Consider the following 18,312-nt stretch of genomic DNA (forward strand, 5'->3'; position numbering starts at 1 on the left):
GCGCGGACTCGGTCCCGGGACTCAGTCCCTGGACTCGCCCCGGTCGCTCCGGTCGCTCCGGTCGCCCCTGCCGGTCCTGCCGTCCGGGTCCTCCGGGATCCCGACCGAGTCGGACGGGTCCGGCTCCTGGGTCGGCGGATCGATCGTCGGGGTCGGCGTCGTCGGAGTGGTCGGCGTCGTCGGGGTCGGCCGGGTCGTCGGGCTCTGCGTCGGCGGCTTCGACGACGGGTCGTCCTCCGGCTTCGACGGCGTGTTCGACGGCTCCTTCGGGGCCTCGGACGTCGGGTCCGGCGGCGGCGCGATGGCCGCGCCCATGGTCGTGTCGAGGTCGAACTTGCTCGGCGCGCCCATGGCGTCGAAGGTGAACGCCGCCCAGATCTCGGCCGGGAAGCTGCCGCCGTCGACGCGGGCCTTGCCGCCCGCGCCCTTCATCGACACGTGCTTGGTGGCCTCCGGGGTGCCGGGGGCACCCTCGCCGAACAGGCCGACCGAGGTGACGAGCTTGGGCGTGTAGCCGGTGAACCAGGCCGACTTGTTGTCGTCGGACGTACCGGTCTTGCCCGCCACGTCCTGCGCGGAGTTGCGGACCGCGTGGCCGGTGCCGTCGTCGACCACACCGGTGAGGACCGAGGTGAGCGAGTCGGCGGTGCCGCGATCGACGACCTGGTCGCCGATCGGGTCGGGCATGTCGACCGTCAGGTCCTTGTGCTCGACGGACTTCACGATCGCCGGGGTGACCTTCTTGCCGTGGTTGTCCAGCGTGGCGTACACACCGGCCATCTCCAGCGGGCTCGCGCCCATGGAGCCCAGCGTCTGGGCGGGCACCGCGGGCAGGCCCTTGACGTCCATGCCGAGCTTGCCCGCCATGTCCATCACCTCGGGCATCCCAACGTCCACGCCCATCTGCGCGAAGACGGAGTTGACGGACTTGTTCATCGCCTTCTGGACGGTGACGGGCCCGTAGCTGACGTCGTCCTCGTTCGGCGGGGCGAAGGCGACGTCGCTGCCCTTGACCGGGCGCTCGCTGGTGCCGTCGTAGACCGTGTTCGCCGTGATCGGCTGCCCGGACTGGGTGCGTGCGCCGTTCTCCAGGGCGGCGGCGAGGATCAGCGGCTTGAAGGTGGAGGCCGACTGGTAGTCGCGGCGCGTGGCGTTGTTCGTGTAGTGCTTCACGTAGTCCTCGCCGCCGTACATGGCGAGGACCGCGCCGGTCTTCGGGTCGACGGACGCGGCGCCCGCCTGGACCCGGGCGTCCGCCTCGTTCTTCTTGCGGTCGAGCTTGTCCTCGAGCTTCGCCTCGACCGACTTCTCCAGCTGGCGCTGCTTCTTGCGGTCGATGTTGAGCGTGATGGTGTACCCGCCGAGCTTCAGCTGCGCCTCGGCCTCGGACCGGGTGAGCCCCTGCGTCATCAGCTGCTTCTCGACGGCCTCGTCGGCCGCCTTCACCAGGTAGCCGGTCTGGCCCTCCAGGCCGGGCGCGGGCTTGGGGGCGTCGGGCTTGGGGAACGTCATGCCGGACCGCTTGCCCGCGTCCAGCCAGCCCTCCTCGACCATGTTGTCGAGGACGTAGTTCCAGCGCTGCTCGACGAGCTTCCTGCTGGTGGGCGTCGCGGACGTCCAGTCGTACTGGCTGGGGGCCTGGAGCAGCGCGGCGAGGTAGGCGCCCTGCTCCACCTTCAGCCTCGGGGCGTCGACGCCGTAGTAGGCCTGGGCGGCGGCCTGGATGCCGTAGGCACCGCGGCCGTAGTAGCTGGTGTTGATGTAGCCCGCGAGGATGTCGTCCTTGCTCTTCTCGCGGTCCACCTTCAGCGAGATGACCAGTTCCTTCAGCTTGCGGCTGACCGTCTGGTCCTGCGTGAGGTAGTAGTTCTTCACGTACTGCTGGGTGATCGTCGAGCCGCCCTGCTTGCCCTTGCCGGTCACCGTGTTGATCAGACCGCGGGCCGTGCCCTTGAAGTCGACGCCCTCGTCCTTGTAGAAGGACTTGTTCTCGGCGGCCACGAAGGTCTTCTGGACGTCCTCGGGGACCTTGTCCAGGTCGACGATCTCGCGGTTGACCTTGCCGTCCCGCGCCAGGATGGACCCGTCGCTGTACTTGTAGACGTTGCTCTGCTTCTTCGCCAGGGCGTTGCCCTCGGGAATGTCGATCACCAGGTACAGCACGATGAACGCGCCCATGCCGAGCAGGATCAGTCCGAAGAACGTCCCGAGGATCTTCTTCCAGGTGAAGAAGCGGCGTATGCCGGTGCGCTTGCCGCCGGACGGGCGCCCACGGCGCGCTGCCCTGCGGGCACCGCGCGTCCGCGCTTGTCGTGCTTCGGCTCGGCCCATGACTGAGAGTGCTCCGCTTCCGTCTAGTCCACATGTGTCCGTCGAGTCAGCTCATGAAGCTAACACCGCACCCTGGGACAAACTCCTGCCGATCCGGTCTTTTGCGGACGTGACAATGAGCACCTGCCCCTTAGGAACCGACGATCCCAGGGCCCGGATGGTTGCCCGCCGCGTCGCACGTCTCAGCTCTACACGGGGGGTATACACGGCACGTATACACACCATGTACAGTGCTTCGCATGTCCATTGGCCACACCCTTCTGGGTCTTCTGGAGTCGGGCCCCCGGCACGGCTACGACCTCAAGCGCGCCTTCGACGAGAAGTTCGGGCACGACAAGCCCCTGCACTACGGGCAGGTCTACTCGACCATGTCCCGCCTGCTGAAGAACGGCCTCGTCGAGGTCGACGGCATAGAGGCGGGCGGCGGCCCCGAGCGCAAGCGGTACGCGATCACCGAGGCCGGCATCACCGATGTCCAGCGCTGGCTCGCCACCCCGGAGAAGCCGGAGCCCTACCTCCAGTCGACCCTCTACACCAAGGTCGTCCTCGCGCTCCTCACCGACCGCGACGCCGCCGAACTCCTCGACGTCCAGCGCGCCGAGCACCTGCGCCTGATGCGCATACTGACCGACCGCAAGCGCAAGGGCGACCTCGCCGACCAGCTCATCTGCGACCACGCGCTGTTCCACCTCGAAGCCGATCTGCGCTGGCTGGAGCTCACCGCCGCGCGCCTCGGCAAGCTCGCCCTGGAGGTGCGCTCCGCATGACCCCCGCAGGTTCCCTTCTCGTCGCCGATGGACTGCGCAAGGCCTACGGCCCCACCAGCGCGCTCGACGACGCCGCGTTCTCCATCCACCCCGGCGAGGTCGTCGCCGTCATGGGCCCCTCGGGCTCGGGCAAGTCGACCCTGCTGCACTGCCTCGCGGGGATCGTCCGCCCCGACGCGGGCTCCATCACCTACGGCGGCCGTGAGCTGACCGGCATGTCCGACACCGAGCTGAGCGCCCTGCGCCGCAGCGAGTTCGGCTTCGTCTTCCAGTTCGGCCAGCTCGTCCCCGAGCTGACCTGCGTGGAGAACGTCGCCCTGCCGCTGCGGATGAACGGCGTCAAGCGCAAGGAGGCCGAGGCCACCGCGCTCGCCTGGATGGACCGGCTCGACGTCGCCGACGTGCGCGACAAGCGGCCCGGCGAGGTCTCCGGCGGCCAGGGCCAGCGCGTCGCCGTGGCCCGCTCCCTCGCCACCAGCCCGCGCGTGATCTTCGCCGACGAGCCGACCGGCGCCCTGGACTCGCTCAACGGCGAGCGCGTCATGGAGATGCTCACCGACGCCGCCCGCTCCACCAACGCGGCCGTCGTCCTGGTCACCCACGAGACCCGGGTGGCCGCCTACTCGGACCGCGAGATCGTCGTGCGCGACGGCAAGTCCCGCGACATGGAGCGGATCGCATGAGTGACACCCAGGTGCGCCCGCAGCCCCCGATCACGGCCCCCACCGCCGTGGCACCGACCGGTGCCGCCGCCTGGATCCGCGACCTGGGCATGGGCATACGCTTCGCGGCGGGCGGCGGGCGCGAGGGCTGGATCCGCACGATCCTGACCGCGATCGGCGTCGGCCTCGGCGTCGCACTGCTGCTCGGCGCGGCCTCGGTGCCCAACCTTCTGCAGAACCGCGACGACCGGCAGTTCGCCCGCACCCCGCACTCCTCCATGGACGGGAAGTCGGTCAAGGCGACCGAGTCGACGGTGATGATGCGCGACACCGGCACCACCTTCCACGGGAAGAGCGCGTCCGGCATGTTCCTGCGCGCCGACGGGACGAACCCCGTGCTGCCGCCGGGCATCGACAAGATCCCCGCGGCCGGCGAGATGGTCGTCTCGCCCGCGCTGCGCGACCTGCTGGACGACCCGGCGAACAAGCTGTTCAAGGAGCGCTTCCGCGACTTCCGCGTGACCGGCACCATCGACAAGGCCGGCCTCGTCTCACCGCTAGAGCTCTACTACTACGCCGGCGCGGGCCAGCTCACCGCGGCCCAGGGCGCCTATCGCGTCGAGAGCTTCGGGCAGGACAACTCGCTGCCCCTCGACCCGTTCCTGATGGCGCTCGTCGTGCTGATCTGCGTCGTGCTGCTCACCCCGGTGGCGATCTTCATCGGTACGGCCGTGCGGTTCGGCGGCGACCGGCGCGACCGGCGGCTCGCGGCCCTGCGCCTGGTCGGCGCGGACGCCCGCGCGGTGCGCAGGATCGCGGCCGGCGAGGCGATGTTCGGGGCGGTCCTCGGGCTCGCGGCGGGCGCCGTGCTCTTCCTGCTGCTCCGCGAACTCGTGGGCGTGGTCGACCTGACGAACGTCAGCGCCTACCCGTCCGACATGGTGCCCTCGCCCGCCCTGGTGGCGCTGGTCGCGGTGGCCGTGCCGGTCTCCTCGGTCCTGGTGACGCTGATCTCGCTGCGCTCGGTCGCCATCGAACCGCTCGGCGTGTTCCGCGGCACCAAGCAGCGCAAGCGCCGCCTGTGGTGGCGGGTGGTGCTGCCGGTCCTCGGCATCGGCATCCTGCTCTTCTCGGGCCGCATCGACCGCGCCGCGAGCAACGCCGCCGTCAACGTGCCCGCGATCGCGGTGGGTTCGGCGCTCGCCCTGATCGGGCTCAGCGCACTCCTTCCCTGGCTCGTCGAGGCCGTCGTGGGACGGCTGCGCGGCGGTCCCGTGCCCTGGCAGCTCGCCGTGCGCAGGCTTCAGCTGACGACGGGCACGGCGTCCCGCGCGGTCAGCGGGATCACCGTCGCGGTGGCCGGCGCGGTGGCGCTGCAGATGATGTTCGCGTCCATGCACGACGACTTCAACGAGATCACCGGGCAGGACACCACGCGCGCCCAGCTCACGATCCGCAGCGGCACCGGCAACGGCGCCCTCGCCCAGCGGATGATCGACGACTTCGCGCAGACCGAGGGCGTCACCAAGGTCATCGGCACCGTGCAGGCGTACGTCACCCGGCCCGGCGGCAAGAAGGTCAACGACATGACGCCGACCACGGAGCTGACCATCGGCACCTGCGCGACCCTGCGCGAGCTGGCCCGCATCGGCGCCTGCAAGGACGGCGACACCTTCGTCGTCCACACGGGCAGCCGGGAGCAGAACGGCTGGGTGGACACGACCGCGCGCCCCGGCAAGCCGATCAACGTCGGGCCCGACCCCGACTTCAACAAGGGCGCCGCGCCGGTCCTGTGGACGCTGCCGAAGGACTCGCCCACGGTCCAGGCCCGGCCCAACCCGTCCGGCATGAAGATCGACGGCATCTTCGCCACGTCCGGCGCCGTCGACATCAAGAAGCTGGACGACGCGTCGACGACCTCCTGGGTCAAGCTCGACCCGAAGGTGCCGGACGCCGAGGAGCACGTGCGCAACGCGGCGGCCCACATCAGCCCGTTCCTCGGCGTGGACTCGCTGAAGTCGGTCGACCGCGACAAGCAGTACAACTCCATCGCGCGCGGTCTGCAGATCGGCGCGAGCGCCACGATGGCACTGATCGCGGCCTCCATGCTGGTGTCGATGATCGAGCAACTGCGCGAGCGCAAGCGGCTCCTCGCGGTCCTCACCGCGTTCGGCACGCGCCGCTCGTCGATGGGCTGGTCGCTCCTGTGGCAGACGGCGCTGCCGGTGGCCCTTGGCCTCGCCCTCGCGATCGTCGGCGGCCTCGGCCTCGGCGTGGTGATGACCCGTATGATCGACAAGAGCGTCACCGACTGGTGGTCGTTCGTGCCGCTGACGGGCGCGGGCGCGGCGATGGTCGCCGTCGTGACACTGCTCAGCCTGCCGCCGCTGCGGCGGATGATGCGGCCGGACGGTCTGCGCACGGAGTAGCGCCCCCGGGGCTTCGGCCCCTTGTCAGTACGGCCGTTGCCGGTGCGGGGTCACACGACCCGCACCGGCAGCGGCCGTACGGCGTCCTTGAGGGCCTTCGCCAACTCCTCGTACTCGGCGGCCCGCGCCGCCCCCGTCCGCATCGCGAGGGCGATCCGACGCGTGGGCGCGGGGTCGGCGAAGTAGCCGGTCAGCAGCTGATTGCTGCGGCTGGTCTCCACCCGCACCGCCGTGCGCGGCAGCAGCGTCACGCCGAGTCCGCCGGCCACCAGCTGGACGAGGGTGGAGAGCCCGGCGGCGGTCGTGGTGACGGGGGCGTCCGCGCGGCCCGCCTCGCGGCAGATGTCGAGGGCCTGGTCGCGCAGGCAGTGCCCCTCGTCGAGGAGGAGCAGGTTCAGCTCCTTGAGCGCCTCGCGCGGGATGCCCTCGCGGCCGCCGAGCCAGTGGTCCAGCGGGGTGACGAGCACGAAGTCCTCGTCGAACAGGGGCAGTTCGGTGACGCCGGGCACCCCGAGCGGCACCGCGAGCAGCAGCAGGTCGAGCCGCCCGGCCGCGAGTCCTTCCAGGAGCGAGGAGGTCTGCTCCTCGTGGACCTGGAGGTCGAGGTCCGGGTACTTCTCGTGGACCAGGGCGATCACCGTCGGGAGCAGGTACGGCGCGACGGTCGGGATCACGCCCAGCCGGAGCGCCCCGGTGAACGGCGCCTTGACCGCGTCGGCCTCCTCCAGGAGCGCCTCGACCTCGTCGAGGACGGCGTTGACGCGCGCGGAGAGCCGCTCGCCGGCGGGTGAGAGCAGCACCTTGCGCGTGGTCCGCTCCAGGAGCTGGACACCCAGTGCCTCCTCCAGCGCCGCGACGGCCCCCGAGAGCGCGGGCTGGCTCATCCCGATCGCCGCGGCGGCGTCCCGGAAGTGCAGGTGCTCGGCCACGGCGGCGAAGGCGCGCAGCTGCGCCAGGCTGGGCTGTTTGCCGCCGGGCTGCTTGCCCCTATTTATGGCTCGCACTGATAGCCACCTCCGATCAACATGACCCACTCTAGCTATTTCCCTAATCAATGCACCCTGTGCCACCATCGACACCAGTCCAACCCCACAGGAAACTCCCCAAAAGGGATTTTCTCCACTGCAAGGAGAGCGCGTGCTCACTGTCGGTGACAAGTTCCCCGAGTTCGACCTGACTGCCTGTGTCTCGCTGGAGAAGGGCTCGGAGTTCGAGCAGATCAACCACAAGACCTACGAGGGCAAGTGGAAGATCGTCTTTGCGTGGCCCAAGGACTTCACCTTCGTGTGCCCGACCGAGATCGCGGCCTTCGGCAAGCTGAACGACGAGTTCGCCGACCGTGACGCCCAGATCCTCGGCTTCTCCGGCGACTCCGAGTTCGTGCACCACGCCTGGCGCAAGGACCACCCGGACCTGACCGACCTGCCCTTCCCGATGCTGGCCGACTCGAAGCACGAGCTCATGCGTGACCTCGGCATCGAGGGCGAGGACGGCTTCGCGCAGCGCGCCGTCTTCATCGTCGACCAGAACAACGAGATCCAGTTCACGATGGTGACCGCCGGTTCCGTGGGCCGTAACCCCAAGGAGGTCCTCCGGGTCCTCGACGCCCTGCAGACCGACGAGCTCTGCCCGTGCAACTGGTCCAAGGGCGACGAGACCCTCGACCCGGTCGCGCTGCTCTCCGGCGAGTGAACGGAGCCTTCTGACATGGCACTCGACGAACTGAAGTCCGCCATACCGGACTACGCCAAGGACCTCCGCCTGAACCTGGGCTCGGTCATCGGCAACAGCGACCTGCCGCAGCAGCAGCTGTGGGGCACCGTGCTGGCCTGCGCCATCGCGTCCCGCTCCCCGAAGGTGCTGCGCGAGCTGGAGCCCGAGGCGAAGGCGAACCTCTCCCCCGAGGCGTACACGGCCGCCAAGTCGGCCGCCGCCATCATGGCGATGAACAACGTCTTCTACCGCACGCGCCACCTGCTCTCCGACCCGGAGTACGGGACGATGCGCGCCGGCCTGCGGATGAACGTCATCGGCAACCCGGGCGTCGAGAAGGTCGACTTCGAGCTGTGGTCCCTCGCGGTCTCCGCGATCAACGGCTGCGGCCAGTGCCTGGACTCGCACGAGCAGGTCCTGCGCAAGGCCGGCGTCGACCGCGAGACGATCCAGGAGGCCTTCAAGGTCGCCTCGGTCATCCAGGCGGTCGGTGTCACGCTGGACTCCGAGGACGTCCTCGCGTAACCCCACGCAGCAGGAAGGGCCCCGGAACCACCACGGTTCCGGGGCCCTTTCGCGTGTCCGCGCGCCTACTCGGGCGGCCGCACCGGCGCGACGTCGACCGCCGTGGCCCCGCGGGGCTGCGGCGACTGCTTCAGCGCGGGCTCCCGGGTGTACGCCCGCAGATAGCCGACGACCGTGTTCGTGACCGCCACGAGCGGCACCGCGACGACCGCGCCGCCGATGCCCGCCACCAGGCCGCCCGCCGCCACCGAGAGCACCACGGCCAGCGGATGCACCCGCACCGCGCGGCCGAGGATGAACGGCTGCAGGATGTGCCCCTCGATCTGCTGCACCGCGAGGACCACCACCAGCGCCATCACTGCCGTGAACACGCCCTGCGTGACCAGCGCGACGACCACCGCGAGGGCGCCGGAGATCACGGCGCCCACCAGCGGGATGAACGCGAACAGGAAGATGAAGACGGCCAGCGGCACCGCCATCGGCACACCGAGGAAGTAGATGCCGAGCCCGATGAAGATCGCGTCGATCAGAGCCACTATCACCGTGCCGCGCACGTACGCGGTGAGCGTGCGCCAGGCCCGCGGACCCGCGCCCGCGATGCCGGGCCGCGCCTGGGCGGGCACCAGCTTCAGCGTCCACTGCCAGATGCGCTTGCCGTCGTAGAGCAGGAAGAGCGTCGAGAACATCGCGAGCAGGATGCCCGTCATCGCCTCGACGATGACCGTGACGCCTTCGAGGCCCGCGGAGGTCAGCTCCTCCGTGTTGGCGCCGACCGCGTCGCGCAGGCTCTTGGCGATGTCGTTGATCTGGTCCTCGGTGACGTGGAAGGGGCTGTTGAGCAGCCACTTGCGCAGGTCCTCGATGCCGTCCTGGACCTGGCGCGACAGTTCGTCGACGTTGTCCATGACCTGCCAGACCACGAACCAGCCGACCAGTCCCATGATGACGAAGCCGAGGATCGCGGTGACGGCCGTGGCGAGCCCGCGCGGCAGACCGATCCGCTTGAGCCGCGCCACCGTGGGCTGGAGCATCGCGGTGATCAGCAGGGCGGCGACGAAGGCGAGCACCACCAGCTGCACCGCGCTGATGACCTTCATGAGCACCCAGAGGGTGCCCGCGAGGACGAGGAGGCGCCAGCCGGCCTCGGCCGCGACCCGCATCCCCCACGGCACGGCCGCCACCGGGTCGGGCCTGGCCGCCACGGCCGGCGCGTACGCGGGCGGCGGCGGCACGTGGTCGCGCTCCCCGTCGTGCGCGTCCTCGGCGAGCGCGACGTCGTCCCGCACCCGGTCGTGGAGCAGGCCGTCGGGCCCGTCGGCGTCCGCCTCGGCCTCCCTGTCGCGGCGCTGCTCGTTCAACCGCTCGCCCATCTCGCTCAGCCCGGCGCCGAGCCGGCCGAGCCACCCTGGCACTCGCGACATGATCCGTCCTCTTCCCCCGTCTTTCCCCACCACTCCCCCCTGGAGCTGTCCGGACCGACCGTACACGGGTGCACGTGCGAGGCCCCTCACCGAAGGACGGCGAGGGGCCTCGAAAGGTTGAGCACGGTGTGGCCGGATTGGGCCTAGTACCAGTTGTTCGCCTGCCAGAAGCTCCAGGCTCCGCACGGGCTGCCGTAGCGGTCGTTCATGTAACCCAGGCCCCACTTGATCTGCGTGGCCGGGTTGGTCTGCCAGTCGGCGCCCGCCGAGGCCATCTTGGAACCGGGCAGCGCCTGCACCAGGCCGTAGGCGCCCGAAGAGGCGTTGGTGGCCTTGTAGTTCCACGTGGACTCGTGGTTGACGATGTTGCTGAAGCACTGGAACTGGTCCCCGGGGACCATCTGCCGTGCCATCGCCTGGACCTGAGCGACCGTGTAGGAGCTCTGCGGGGCGAAGCTGGAGGCGTCGCGGGCGGAGGAGCGGCTGGCCTTGGCCTCGGCCTTCTCCTCACGCTCCTTCTTGGCCGCGGCCTTCTCGGCCTTCTCGGCCGCCTCGGCCTTCTCCGCTGCCTTCTGCTTCTCGATCGCCGATGCGGCGGCCTGCTTGCGGGCCTCCTCAGCGGCGGTCTTCTTCGCGGCGGTGTCCGCGGCCATGGCCTGCGCATCGGCCTGCTGCGTCAGCGACGCCGTCTGGACCTGCGCCTGCTGACCGGCGGGTATGTCTGCGAGGAGCGTCGCGTCGCTTGCCGCTGCCTCGAAGTCGTTGGAGTTCGAGGACTGGGTGTTGCCCGAGGCAACGCCCACGACAGCGCCGACGGTGGTGACCGCGGTGGCAGACGCCACGGCGAATCCCCGGACCGAAATCCGGCTCACACGGTTTCCTTCCAGCAGCGCCCGCATAGGTGACCCCGCGGACGCAATCGTGCCCCTGGCGCTGGCCTCCGCTCGTACATCGGTCACGGGAGGCTCGGACCCGGTGGACAACTCCCGCTACGGGAGCGCCGCGTGAAGCTTCGGGCGGCATGCGACGGTCACTATGAAGTTCTGTGGTTCCTGAGTTGCTGTACCGCTGGGGGTACATGTGTGTCGCATGCGGGGCCTGACAGGACCCAGACTCTGCCGCAGCCGGACACCGCAAGGCAATTCTCCGTTGCGTGGGAAAGCTCACACCTCGTTTGCCCCAGGAGTTTTACGGAAAGTGACGCGCACGCAGACGCCGCCCGGCTAGGCTCACTCGCTTCGCCGGGCGGCGCCAACTACCGCGTAACCGCCGCGAACTGACCCAGAAGAGTCAGACACACCAGATGTGCCGGATCCGTCAGATGTGGCCGTCCTCCAGCATTTCGGTCACCAGGGCCGCGATCTGCGAACGCTCCGACCGGGTGAGCGTGACGTGCGCGAAGAGCGGATGCCCCTTCAGCTTCTCGACGACGGCGACCACGCCGTCGTACCGCCCCACGCGGAGGTTGTCGCGCTGGGCCACGTCATGGGTCAGTACGACACGGGAGTTCGCCCCAATACGGGACAGAACGGTCAACAGGACGTTCCGTTCCAGCGATTGGGCCTCGTCCACGATCACGAACGCGTCGTGCAGGGAGCGGCCGCGGATGTGGGTGAGCGGGAGCACCTCCAGCATCCCGCGCGCGGTCACCTCCTCGATGACCTCCTTGCCCGCCACCGACCCCAGCGTGTCGAAGACCGCCTGCGCCCAGGGCCCCATCTTCTCGGCCTCGGTGCCGGGCAGATAGCCGAGCTCCTGCCCGCCCACCGCGTACAGCGGCCGGAAGACCATCACCTTCTGGTGCTGCCTGCGCTCCAGGACGGCCTCCAGGCCCGCGCAGAGCGCGAGCGCCGACTTGCCGGTGCCCGCGCGCCCGCCCATCGAGACGATCCCGACGTCCGGGTCGAGGAGCAGGTCGAGCGCGACCCGCTGCTCGGCGCTGCGCCCCTTGAGACCGAAGGCCTCGCGGTCGCCGCGCACGAGCCGGACGTTGCCCTCGGCCGTGACGCGGCCGAGCGCCTTGCCCCGCTCGGACTGGATGGTCAGGCCCGTGTGCACGGGCAGGTCCACCGCCTCGGGGACGTAGAGACTGTCCTCCTCGAACAGGAGGTCGACCTGCTCCCCCGAGAGGGTCAGCTCGGCCATCCCGGTCCAGCCGGAGTCCGTGATCGCGAGCTCCGCGCGGTACTCCTCCGCGAGGAGCCCGACCGAGGACGCCTTGATTCTGAGCGGCAGGTCCTTGGAGACGACGGTGACGTCGTACCCCTCCGCCTGGAGATTGCGGGCTACGGCGAGAATCCGTGAGTCGTTGTCCCCCAACCGGTAGCCGGCCGGGAGCACGCCGGGGTCGGAGTGGTTGAGCTCGACGCGCAGCGAACCGCCCAGGTCCCCGATCTGGATCGGGGCATCGAGGCGGCCGTGCCGGATACGGAGATCGTCGAGCAGGCGCAGGGCCTGCCGGGCGAAGTAACCGAGCTCCGGATGGTGCCGCTTGGCCTCCAGCTCCGTGACCACGACGACGGGGAGCACGACTTCGTGCTCGTCGAAGCGGGTCAGCGCGTTGGGATCGGCCAGCAGGACGCTGGTGTCGAGAACATAGGTGCGCCTGTCGGGCATGCGGCGCTTTGTGCTGTTCACCACGGAAGGACGTACCCCCTCGGATGAGGTCGGGGAGCGACGGGAGGGATACCGGGCGCGGTCCGGCGGGTGTGAACCGGGCCGGTCACGGGCCGCGATGCGCGGGCCGAGCGCCGGCCCTCCACGTCGCCCGTGCTGTTCACACGGTCGTCCTGGTGCAAAGGGCCTCCCGGGCGAGCGGCCTGATGCCGCCCGCTGAGAACGACGTCCCTTTCGGACACTGCTCGGACGTCGACCTGGAAGGCTTATTCCCTCGAACAAGCGCAGCCATGCCAGGGCATATGACGACGCGTTGGTTAACTCTGGGTTACCCCGACCTCATGAGGGTGTGCGGGTCATCCCCCGTAACGGCGGTGGCGCGCGGCGTAATCCCGCAGCGCACGCAGGAAGTCGACCTTCCGGAAGGCCGGCCAGAAGACCTCGCAGAAGTAGTACTCGGAGTGAGCGGTCTGCCAGAGCATGAACCCGGACAGTCGCTGTTCACCACTCGTACGGATCACCAGGTCCGGGTCCGGCTGGGCCCTGGTGTAGAGGTGCTTGCCGATGAGGTCGACGTCGACCTTCTCGGCCACCTCGTCGAGCGACTCGCCCTTGTCGGCGGCGTCGAGCAGCATGGAGCGGACGGCGTCGGCGATCTCCTGGCGGCCGCCGTAGCCGATCGCCACGTTGACCACTATCCCCTTGACGTGGGCCGTGGCCTCCTCCGCCTCCTTGAGGACGGTCTGCATCCCGGACGGCAGGATGTCCGTGGCGCCGACGTGGTGGACGCGCCAGCGGCCGTCCCTGGCCAGCGAGCGGACCGTGTCCTCGATGATGCCGAGCAGGGGGCCGAGCTCCTCCTGGGGGCGGTCGAAGTTGTCCGTCGAAAGCAGCCAGAGCGTGACGACCTCGACGTCCGTCTCGCTGCACCAGCCGAGGAACTCCCCGATGTTGTCCGCACCCGCCTGATGGCCCTGGGCGGTGGTGGATCCGGCGGCCTTCGCCCAGCGCCGGTTGCCATCCATGATGACCCCGATGTGCTTGGGCACCTGGTCATGGTCCAGGTGGCCCTCCACCCGGCGTGCGTACAGCCTGACCAGCAGGCCGCGCAGCCTGTCCCGCAGGTTCACGGTGTTTCCAACCCCTCCGTGCAGACGCCAGTCCCCGAAGGCGAAAGCCTACCGCCGGAAATCGGGGGTGTGAGCCACAGGGCACCGGCGCACTGTCGTAGCTTCGTAACCATGAACGACACCTCTCCTTATGTGGCCGCGACGGACCGCTACGACGCGATGGAGTACCGGCGCACGGGCCGCAGTGGCCTCAGGCTGCCCGCCGTCTCCCTCGGTCTCTGGCACAACTTCGGGGACGACAAGGCCCTGGAGACGCAGCGCGCGATCCTGCGCCGCGGCTTCGACCTGGGCGTCACCCACTTCGACCTGGCGAACAACTACGGCCCGCCGCCCGGTTCGGCGGAGCTCAACTTCGGCAAGATCTTCGCGCAGGACTTCGCCGCGTACCGCGACGAACTGGTCATCTCCACCAAGGCGGGGTACCTCATGCACCCCGGCCCGTACGGCGAGTGGGGCAGCCGCAAGTACCTGCTGTCCTCGCTGGACGCCTCGCTGCAGCGGATGGGCCTGGACTACGTCGACATCTTCTACTCGCACCGCTTCGACCCGGACACCCCGCTCGAGGAGACGATGGGTGCCCTCGCCTCGGCGGTCCAGCAGGGCAAGGCGCTCTACGTCGGCGTCTCCTCGTACAACAGCGAGCAGACCGCCGAAGCGGCGCGCCTGCTGCGGGAGATGGGCGTCCCCGCGCTCATCCACCAGCCGTCGTACTCGATGATCAACCGCTGGACCGAGGACGACGGGCTGCTCGACACGCTGGAGGCGGCCGGCATGGGCTGCATCTCCTTCGTGCCGCTCGCCCAGGGCCTGCTGACGAACAAGTACCTGAAGGGCATCCCGGAGGGTTCGCGCGCGACGCAGGGCAAGTCCCTCGACCCGAACCTGCTGAGCGACGAGGTCCTGCGCCGCCTCAACGGCCTGAACGACATCGCGGCGGGCCGCGACCAGTCGCTCGCCCAGCTCGCCCTCAACTGGGTGCTGCGCGACGAGCGCATGACCTCCGCGCTGATCGGCGCCTCCAGCGTGAAGCAGCTGGAGGAGAACGTGGCCGCGCTCGCGGGCCCGAAGCTGACCGACGAGGAGCTGGCCGCCATCGACACGTTCGCGGTGTCGACGCCGGGCACCAACATCTGGGCCGGACGGGGCTAGCCGGACCCGCATCGCCGAGGGGAGCCCCGGGCCGGAGCGCGTCCGGCCCGGGGCTCCCCTCTGGGTGCTCAGCGCCGCGTCGGCCGGTCCGCCGTCAGCCGCGCGGGCGCTTGAACCACGCGCCCGCCGCGCCCTGGGAGAGCAGGACGACGACGGCGATGGCGCCGAGCAGCGGCAGCAGTCCCGCCGGGTTGCCGCTGGCCGCGCCGCCGAGGGCGGCGGCGATCTGCACGCTCATCAGGACGATGCACGTGACGCGGATGCCGTTGCCGACCGTCCCGAAGCGGAAGGCCATGCACGCGGAGACCAGCAGGCAGATGTTCACGCCGAGCGCGGCGCCCGCCGTCTCCGGGTTGACCGTGAAGATCAGGCCGAACACGCCGAAGACGAGGAGTCCGCCGAGGACCCAGAGGACTATCTGTGCGGCGCGGACGACACCGGGCATCTGCTGCGGAGCCGTCGGGCCGTATCCGTAGCCGTACGCGGGGTCCTGCGCGGGGCCGTTGTAGGTGGGCAGGCCCGCCTGCGGGTTGCCGTACGGGGGCTGCTGGGGGTTGTGCTCGGGGCCGGGCGGTGGGGGGAACTGGTTCGACATGTCCCTGACCATAACTGGACGTCGATCTTCCGCCATCGTGCGGCCCGTCGGGCGGACCTGATCCGTACCCCTGCGCGCGGGCACAAAAAACGGGCCGGTCCGTGGGGGGGAGACGGACCGGCCCGAGGGGGGGTTTCCACCATAACCCTTCGTAAGTGATGCTGCGTGCATTGGCGCCCGACAACTACTCTCCGAAACCGCGCGGCGACTGCGCGACCCCCGTTTCACCGGCGGAATCAGCGATTCGAGGGCGGATTTCGGCCGGGTGGGGCCGTACTCCCCACGGGGGACCCCGGCGCGGTTCGCGTGCTTGACGCCCCGGACGGCAGAGGCGCTAACTTCGCGCCCATGGCCACGATGACGGTCTTCGGCCCCTTCGCGGGCCGCGCCGAGAACCCTCCGACCACCCCGCGGGACCCCGCCGCGGAGATCCCCCTGGAGATCGCCGACTCGGCGCGGGCGCGGCGACGGGGGCTGCTCGGGCGCACCGGGGTGACGGGGGCGCTGCTGCTGAGTCCGGCGAGCAGCGTGCACACCATGGGGATGCGGTTCGCCATTGATGTGGCGTATCTCGACCGGGAGTCGCGCGTCCTGGCCGTCCGGACCATGCGCCCTGGACGGATCGGGCTGCCGCGGCCACGGGCCCGGCAGGTGATCGAGGCGGAGGCCGGGGCGATGGCGCGGTGGGGCGTGCACCGGGGCTCGCGGATCGTCGTGCGGGGCGCCGGCGGCGGCGCGGGGTGAGGGCTCGCGGTGCCGCGCGGCCCCCTCCGCCGCGCGGCACCGCACGCGCAGGTTTGCTCACGCGAATTAGCCTTGGTCTGAACTTACGTGAGTCTTAGGGGCGGATCGAGCCAGTATTGATAACAATGCGGAATCAGGGCTTCGATTTTGTGGCGTACGTGACACGCCACACCTCAAGGGCAATCCGCCCCAATTACCCCGTCAAGCAGCGCTATCCGCCTTCTTGTCGGCATTGGCCTTGTTCGCGACGACCTGCTGCATGTGCGCGTCCCCCCACAACCCCAGCGGAACCAGCGCCGTGTTGAGGGACTCCCCGAGATCGGTCAGCGAGTACTCGACCTTCGGCGGCACCTCGCGGTAGACCTCGCGGTGCACGATGCCGTCCGACTCCAGCTCCCGCAGCTGCTGGATCAGCACCTTCTCGCTGACACCGACGATGTGCCGCTTCAGCTCGCCGAAGCGCAGGGTCGCCCCCGAGTGCAGCGCCCAAAGGATCATGGGCTTCCACTTGCCGCCGACGACGTCCACCGCGGCGTCGAGACCGCAGGCGTACGGTCCTCTGTCCTTCGGCATGGCCAACTCCTCCGGTCCGACGGTCATTTGCGCGTTCGACAGTACCCGGAGCCCTTGGGACTACGGCTTGCGCAGGTCGAAGAGGTGCCGCGTGCTGTGCGCCACGAAGGGGCCCTCGGCCCGGATCCGCTCGTGCAGCTCGCGCAGGCGGGGCCGGTACTTCTCCACGCTGAAGCCGGGGACCATCCACACCACCTTCCGCAGGAAGTGGACGACCGCGCCGACGTCGAAGAACTCGATCCGCAGCCGCTCGGCACGCAGGTCGGCGACCTCCAGGCCCGCGGCCTCGGCCTCGGCGCGCTCCAGGTCGGGGTGCCGGCTGCCGCGCACCTCCTCCGGCTGCGGCCCGAGGAAGTACTCGACGACCTCGAAGACGCTGGCGGGCCCGACGTGCTGCGCGAAGTACGTGCCGCCGGGGCGCAGGACGCGGGCGATCTCGTCGAAGTGGGCCTTGACCGGGTGGCGGCTGGTGACCAGGTCGAAGGCGCCGTCCGCGAACGGCAGCGGGGCGTCCTCCGGCGAGGCGACGACGGCGACGCCGCGCGGGTGCAGCAGGGCGGTGGCCTTGGCGACGTTCGCGGGCCAGCCCTCCGTGGCGACGGCGAGCGGCGGCAGGGCGGCGGCGGAGGCGAGCACCTCGCCGCCGCCGGTCTGGATGTCGAGGCTCGCCGACGCGTCGGCCAGACGCCGGGCCATGGACTCGGCGTACCGCCACGAGGGCCGCGCCTCGGTGGCCCGCCCCTCGAACCAGGAGAAGTCCCAGCCTTCGGTGGGGGCGGCCTCGGCCTCGGCGACGAGGGCCTCGAAGGTATCGGGGGTGGTGCCGGGGGTGGCGCCTGCGCTCTCGGAGGGCTCAGCGGTGTGGTCGGTGCTCATGGGGCAATCCTGGCATCGCGGCACCGGTCGCACATCCGGGTTTCGCCTGGTCCGGGGCCTACAGCTCCGTCCAGACGTGGCGGTCCGCATAAGGGGACTCCCCCTGGAAGAACCAGTCCGCGAGGTCGCCGATGCGTTCGAGGCAGGCCTCGTAGTAGGAGACGGGCTCCGGCCGCGTGAAGCGGGGGTGCGCGGTCCAGGCGGGGACGAACGTCGCCACGTGGTGGAAGCCGCCGGCCAGCCACCGGTCCAGCTTGTCGCTCCCCTGGACGTACGCGCACACCGCCCGCATCGCCTTCTCCAGGCGGGTGAAGGCGGCCCGGTCCCAGGTCAGGTCGCCCCGCAGCCCGATCAGGAAACTGCCCTCGCCGGCGGCGAACTCGTGCTCCAGGACGGCGAGGGACTTCTCCATGTGGTCGACGGGATGCCCCACCTGCGCGGGCCAGCCCGGCCGCAGCTCCGCCACGAACTCCTCGAAGTCCGCGCGGAGAAAGGCGGGGTCGACGGGCTTGAGGCGCACCTGCCGGGCGTCCTGGTGCGCCCACCACACCTCGAACCGGGTGACCGTGCCCTCTACGGGCCAGCGGTCCGCGTCACCGGGCAGCAGGAGTACGTCCACGAACCCGCCGACCGGCAGGCCCACGTCGACGAAGACGCCGACCGCACCCGGGGTCGGCACGCGGACGACGGTGCCGGTGAGCACCTGCCCGAGACGCAACTCGCTCCGCAGCCGGGCCCATTCGGCGTCGCCGAGTCCGTGCGCTTCACTCATCACGGGGCA

The 18,312-nt window shown here is 70.1% G+C and carries 17 protein-coding genes; 7 read left to right on the forward strand and 10 right to left on the reverse strand.

Going from position 1 to position 18,312, the window contains the following annotated elements; all coding sequences use genetic code 11:
• Positions 1-21 precede the first annotated feature (21 nt).
• Entirely contained in the window at positions 22-2,331 is a 2,310-nt protein-coding gene (locus tag AB0L89_RS13205) for a transglycosylase domain-containing protein (protein WP_365139068.1), read from the reverse strand.
• Between the two features lie 239 nt (positions 2,332-2,570).
• Between AB0L89_RS13205 and AB0L89_RS13210 the strand changes: the two genes are divergently transcribed.
• Genes AB0L89_RS13210 through AB0L89_RS13220 form a run of 3 tightly spaced genes read left to right on the forward strand, consistent with a single transcriptional unit; the run spans position 2,571 to position 6,189 of the window.
• Positions 2,571-3,098: a PadR family transcriptional regulator gene (locus AB0L89_RS13210; RefSeq protein ID WP_055697873.1), complete on the forward strand. Its 528-nt coding sequence runs from the start codon at positions 2,571-2,573 to the stop codon at positions 3,096-3,098.
• A complete protein-coding gene (locus AB0L89_RS13215) occupies positions 3,095-3,781 on the forward strand; it encodes an ABC transporter ATP-binding protein (protein ID WP_365139071.1) in 687 nt (228 codons plus the stop codon). Before AB0L89_RS13210 ends, AB0L89_RS13215 begins: the two co-directional genes overlap by 4 nt.
• The gene (locus AB0L89_RS13220; protein ID WP_365139074.1) at positions 3,778-6,189 is read left to right on the forward strand and encodes an FtsX-like permease family protein; all 2,412 of its coding nucleotides are present in this window, start codon (positions 3,778-3,780) and stop codon (positions 6,187-6,189) included. Before AB0L89_RS13215 ends, AB0L89_RS13220 begins: the two co-directional genes overlap by 4 nt.
• Before the next feature lie 50 nt (positions 6,190-6,239).
• On the opposite strand, the gene AB0L89_RS13225 is transcribed toward AB0L89_RS13220, so the two are convergent.
• Complete coding sequence (locus AB0L89_RS13225) at positions 6,240-7,184, reverse strand: LysR substrate-binding domain-containing protein (RefSeq protein WP_365139802.1); 945 nt, start codon at positions 7,182-7,184, stop codon at positions 6,240-6,242.
• A 142-nt stretch (positions 7,185-7,326) separates the two neighbouring features.
• Between AB0L89_RS13225 and AB0L89_RS13230 the strand changes: the two genes are divergently transcribed.
• A complete protein-coding gene (locus AB0L89_RS13230) occupies positions 7,327-7,881 on the forward strand; it encodes a peroxiredoxin (protein ID WP_098244520.1) in 555 nt (184 codons plus the stop codon).
• Positions 7,882-7,896: 15 nt separating this feature from the next.
• Positions 7,897-8,427 carry an alkyl hydroperoxide reductase gene (locus tag AB0L89_RS13235; protein ID WP_365139077.1) on the forward strand — a complete coding sequence of 177 codons (531 nt, stop codon included), beginning with the start codon at positions 7,897-7,899 and terminating at the stop codon, positions 8,425-8,427.
• 65 nt (positions 8,428-8,492) lie between these two features.
• On the opposite strand, the gene AB0L89_RS13240 is transcribed toward AB0L89_RS13235, so the two are convergent.
• The 4 genes from AB0L89_RS13240 to AB0L89_RS13255 all read right to left on the reverse strand — a co-directional run bounded on the left by AB0L89_RS13240 (position 8,493) and on the right by AB0L89_RS13255 (position 13,594).
• Positions 8,493-9,848 carry an AI-2E family transporter gene (locus tag AB0L89_RS13240; protein WP_365139080.1) on the reverse strand — a complete coding sequence of 452 codons (1,356 nt, stop codon included), beginning with the start codon at positions 9,846-9,848 and terminating at the stop codon, positions 8,493-8,495.
• 143 nt (positions 9,849-9,991) lie between these two features.
• A complete protein-coding gene (locus AB0L89_RS13245) occupies positions 9,992-10,747 on the reverse strand; it encodes a lytic transglycosylase domain-containing protein (protein WP_365139083.1) in 756 nt (251 codons plus the stop codon).
• A 418-nt stretch (positions 10,748-11,165) separates the two neighbouring features.
• Positions 11,166-12,488 carry a PhoH family protein gene (locus AB0L89_RS13250; RefSeq protein WP_365139086.1) on the reverse strand — a complete coding sequence of 441 codons (1,323 nt, stop codon included), beginning with the start codon at positions 12,486-12,488 and terminating at the stop codon, positions 11,166-11,168.
• A 332-nt stretch (positions 12,489-12,820) separates the two neighbouring features.
• On the reverse strand, positions 12,821-13,594 hold the full coding sequence (locus tag AB0L89_RS13255) for an isoprenyl transferase (RefSeq protein ID WP_055697881.1): 774 nt from the start codon (positions 13,592-13,594) through the stop codon (positions 12,821-12,823).
• Between the two features lie 111 nt (positions 13,595-13,705).
• On the opposite strand from AB0L89_RS13255, the gene mgrA reads away from it, so the two are divergent.
• Positions 13,706-14,743: an L-glyceraldehyde 3-phosphate reductase gene (gene mgrA / locus AB0L89_RS13260; protein ID WP_365139089.1), complete on the forward strand. Its 1,038-nt coding sequence runs from the start codon at positions 13,706-13,708 to the stop codon at positions 14,741-14,743.
• Between the two features lie 94 nt (positions 14,744-14,837).
• Here the strand turns inward: mgrA and AB0L89_RS13265 are convergent, their stop codons facing one another.
• On the reverse strand, positions 14,838-15,338 hold the full coding sequence (locus AB0L89_RS13265; protein ID WP_365139092.1) for a hypothetical protein: 501 nt from the start codon (positions 15,336-15,338) through the stop codon (positions 14,838-14,840).
• A gap of 357 nt (positions 15,339-15,695) precedes the next feature.
• On the opposite strand from AB0L89_RS13265, the gene AB0L89_RS13270 reads away from it, so the two are divergent.
• Positions 15,696-16,082 (forward strand): DUF192 domain-containing protein, encoded by a 387-nt coding sequence (locus AB0L89_RS13270; protein WP_365139805.1) that lies wholly within the window; start codon positions 15,696-15,698, stop codon positions 16,080-16,082.
• Positions 16,083-16,283: 201 nt separating this feature from the next.
• Here the strand turns inward: AB0L89_RS13270 and AB0L89_RS13275 are convergent, their stop codons facing one another.
• The 3 genes from AB0L89_RS13275 to AB0L89_RS13285 are packed head-to-tail and all read right to left on the reverse strand — an operon-like array spanning position 16,284 to position 18,303.
• On the reverse strand, positions 16,284-16,655 hold the full coding sequence (locus AB0L89_RS13275; protein ID WP_365139095.1) for a helix-turn-helix domain-containing protein: 372 nt from the start codon (positions 16,653-16,655) through the stop codon (positions 16,284-16,286).
• A gap of 60 nt (positions 16,656-16,715) precedes the next feature.
• Positions 16,716-17,531: a class I SAM-dependent methyltransferase gene (locus AB0L89_RS13280; RefSeq protein WP_365139098.1), complete on the reverse strand. Its 816-nt coding sequence runs from the start codon at positions 17,529-17,531 to the stop codon at positions 16,716-16,718.
• A gap of 58 nt (positions 17,532-17,589) precedes the next feature.
• Complete coding sequence (locus AB0L89_RS13285; protein WP_365139101.1) at positions 17,590-18,303, reverse strand: hypothetical protein; 714 nt, start codon at positions 18,301-18,303, stop codon at positions 17,590-17,592.
• Between the last annotated feature and the right edge of the window lie 9 nt (positions 18,304-18,312).

It is taken from the genome of Streptomyces sp. NPDC052114 (genome assembly GCF_040680155.1).
In the GTDB taxonomy this organism is placed as follows: domain Bacteria; phylum Actinomycetota; class Actinomycetes; order Streptomycetales; family Streptomycetaceae; genus Streptomyces.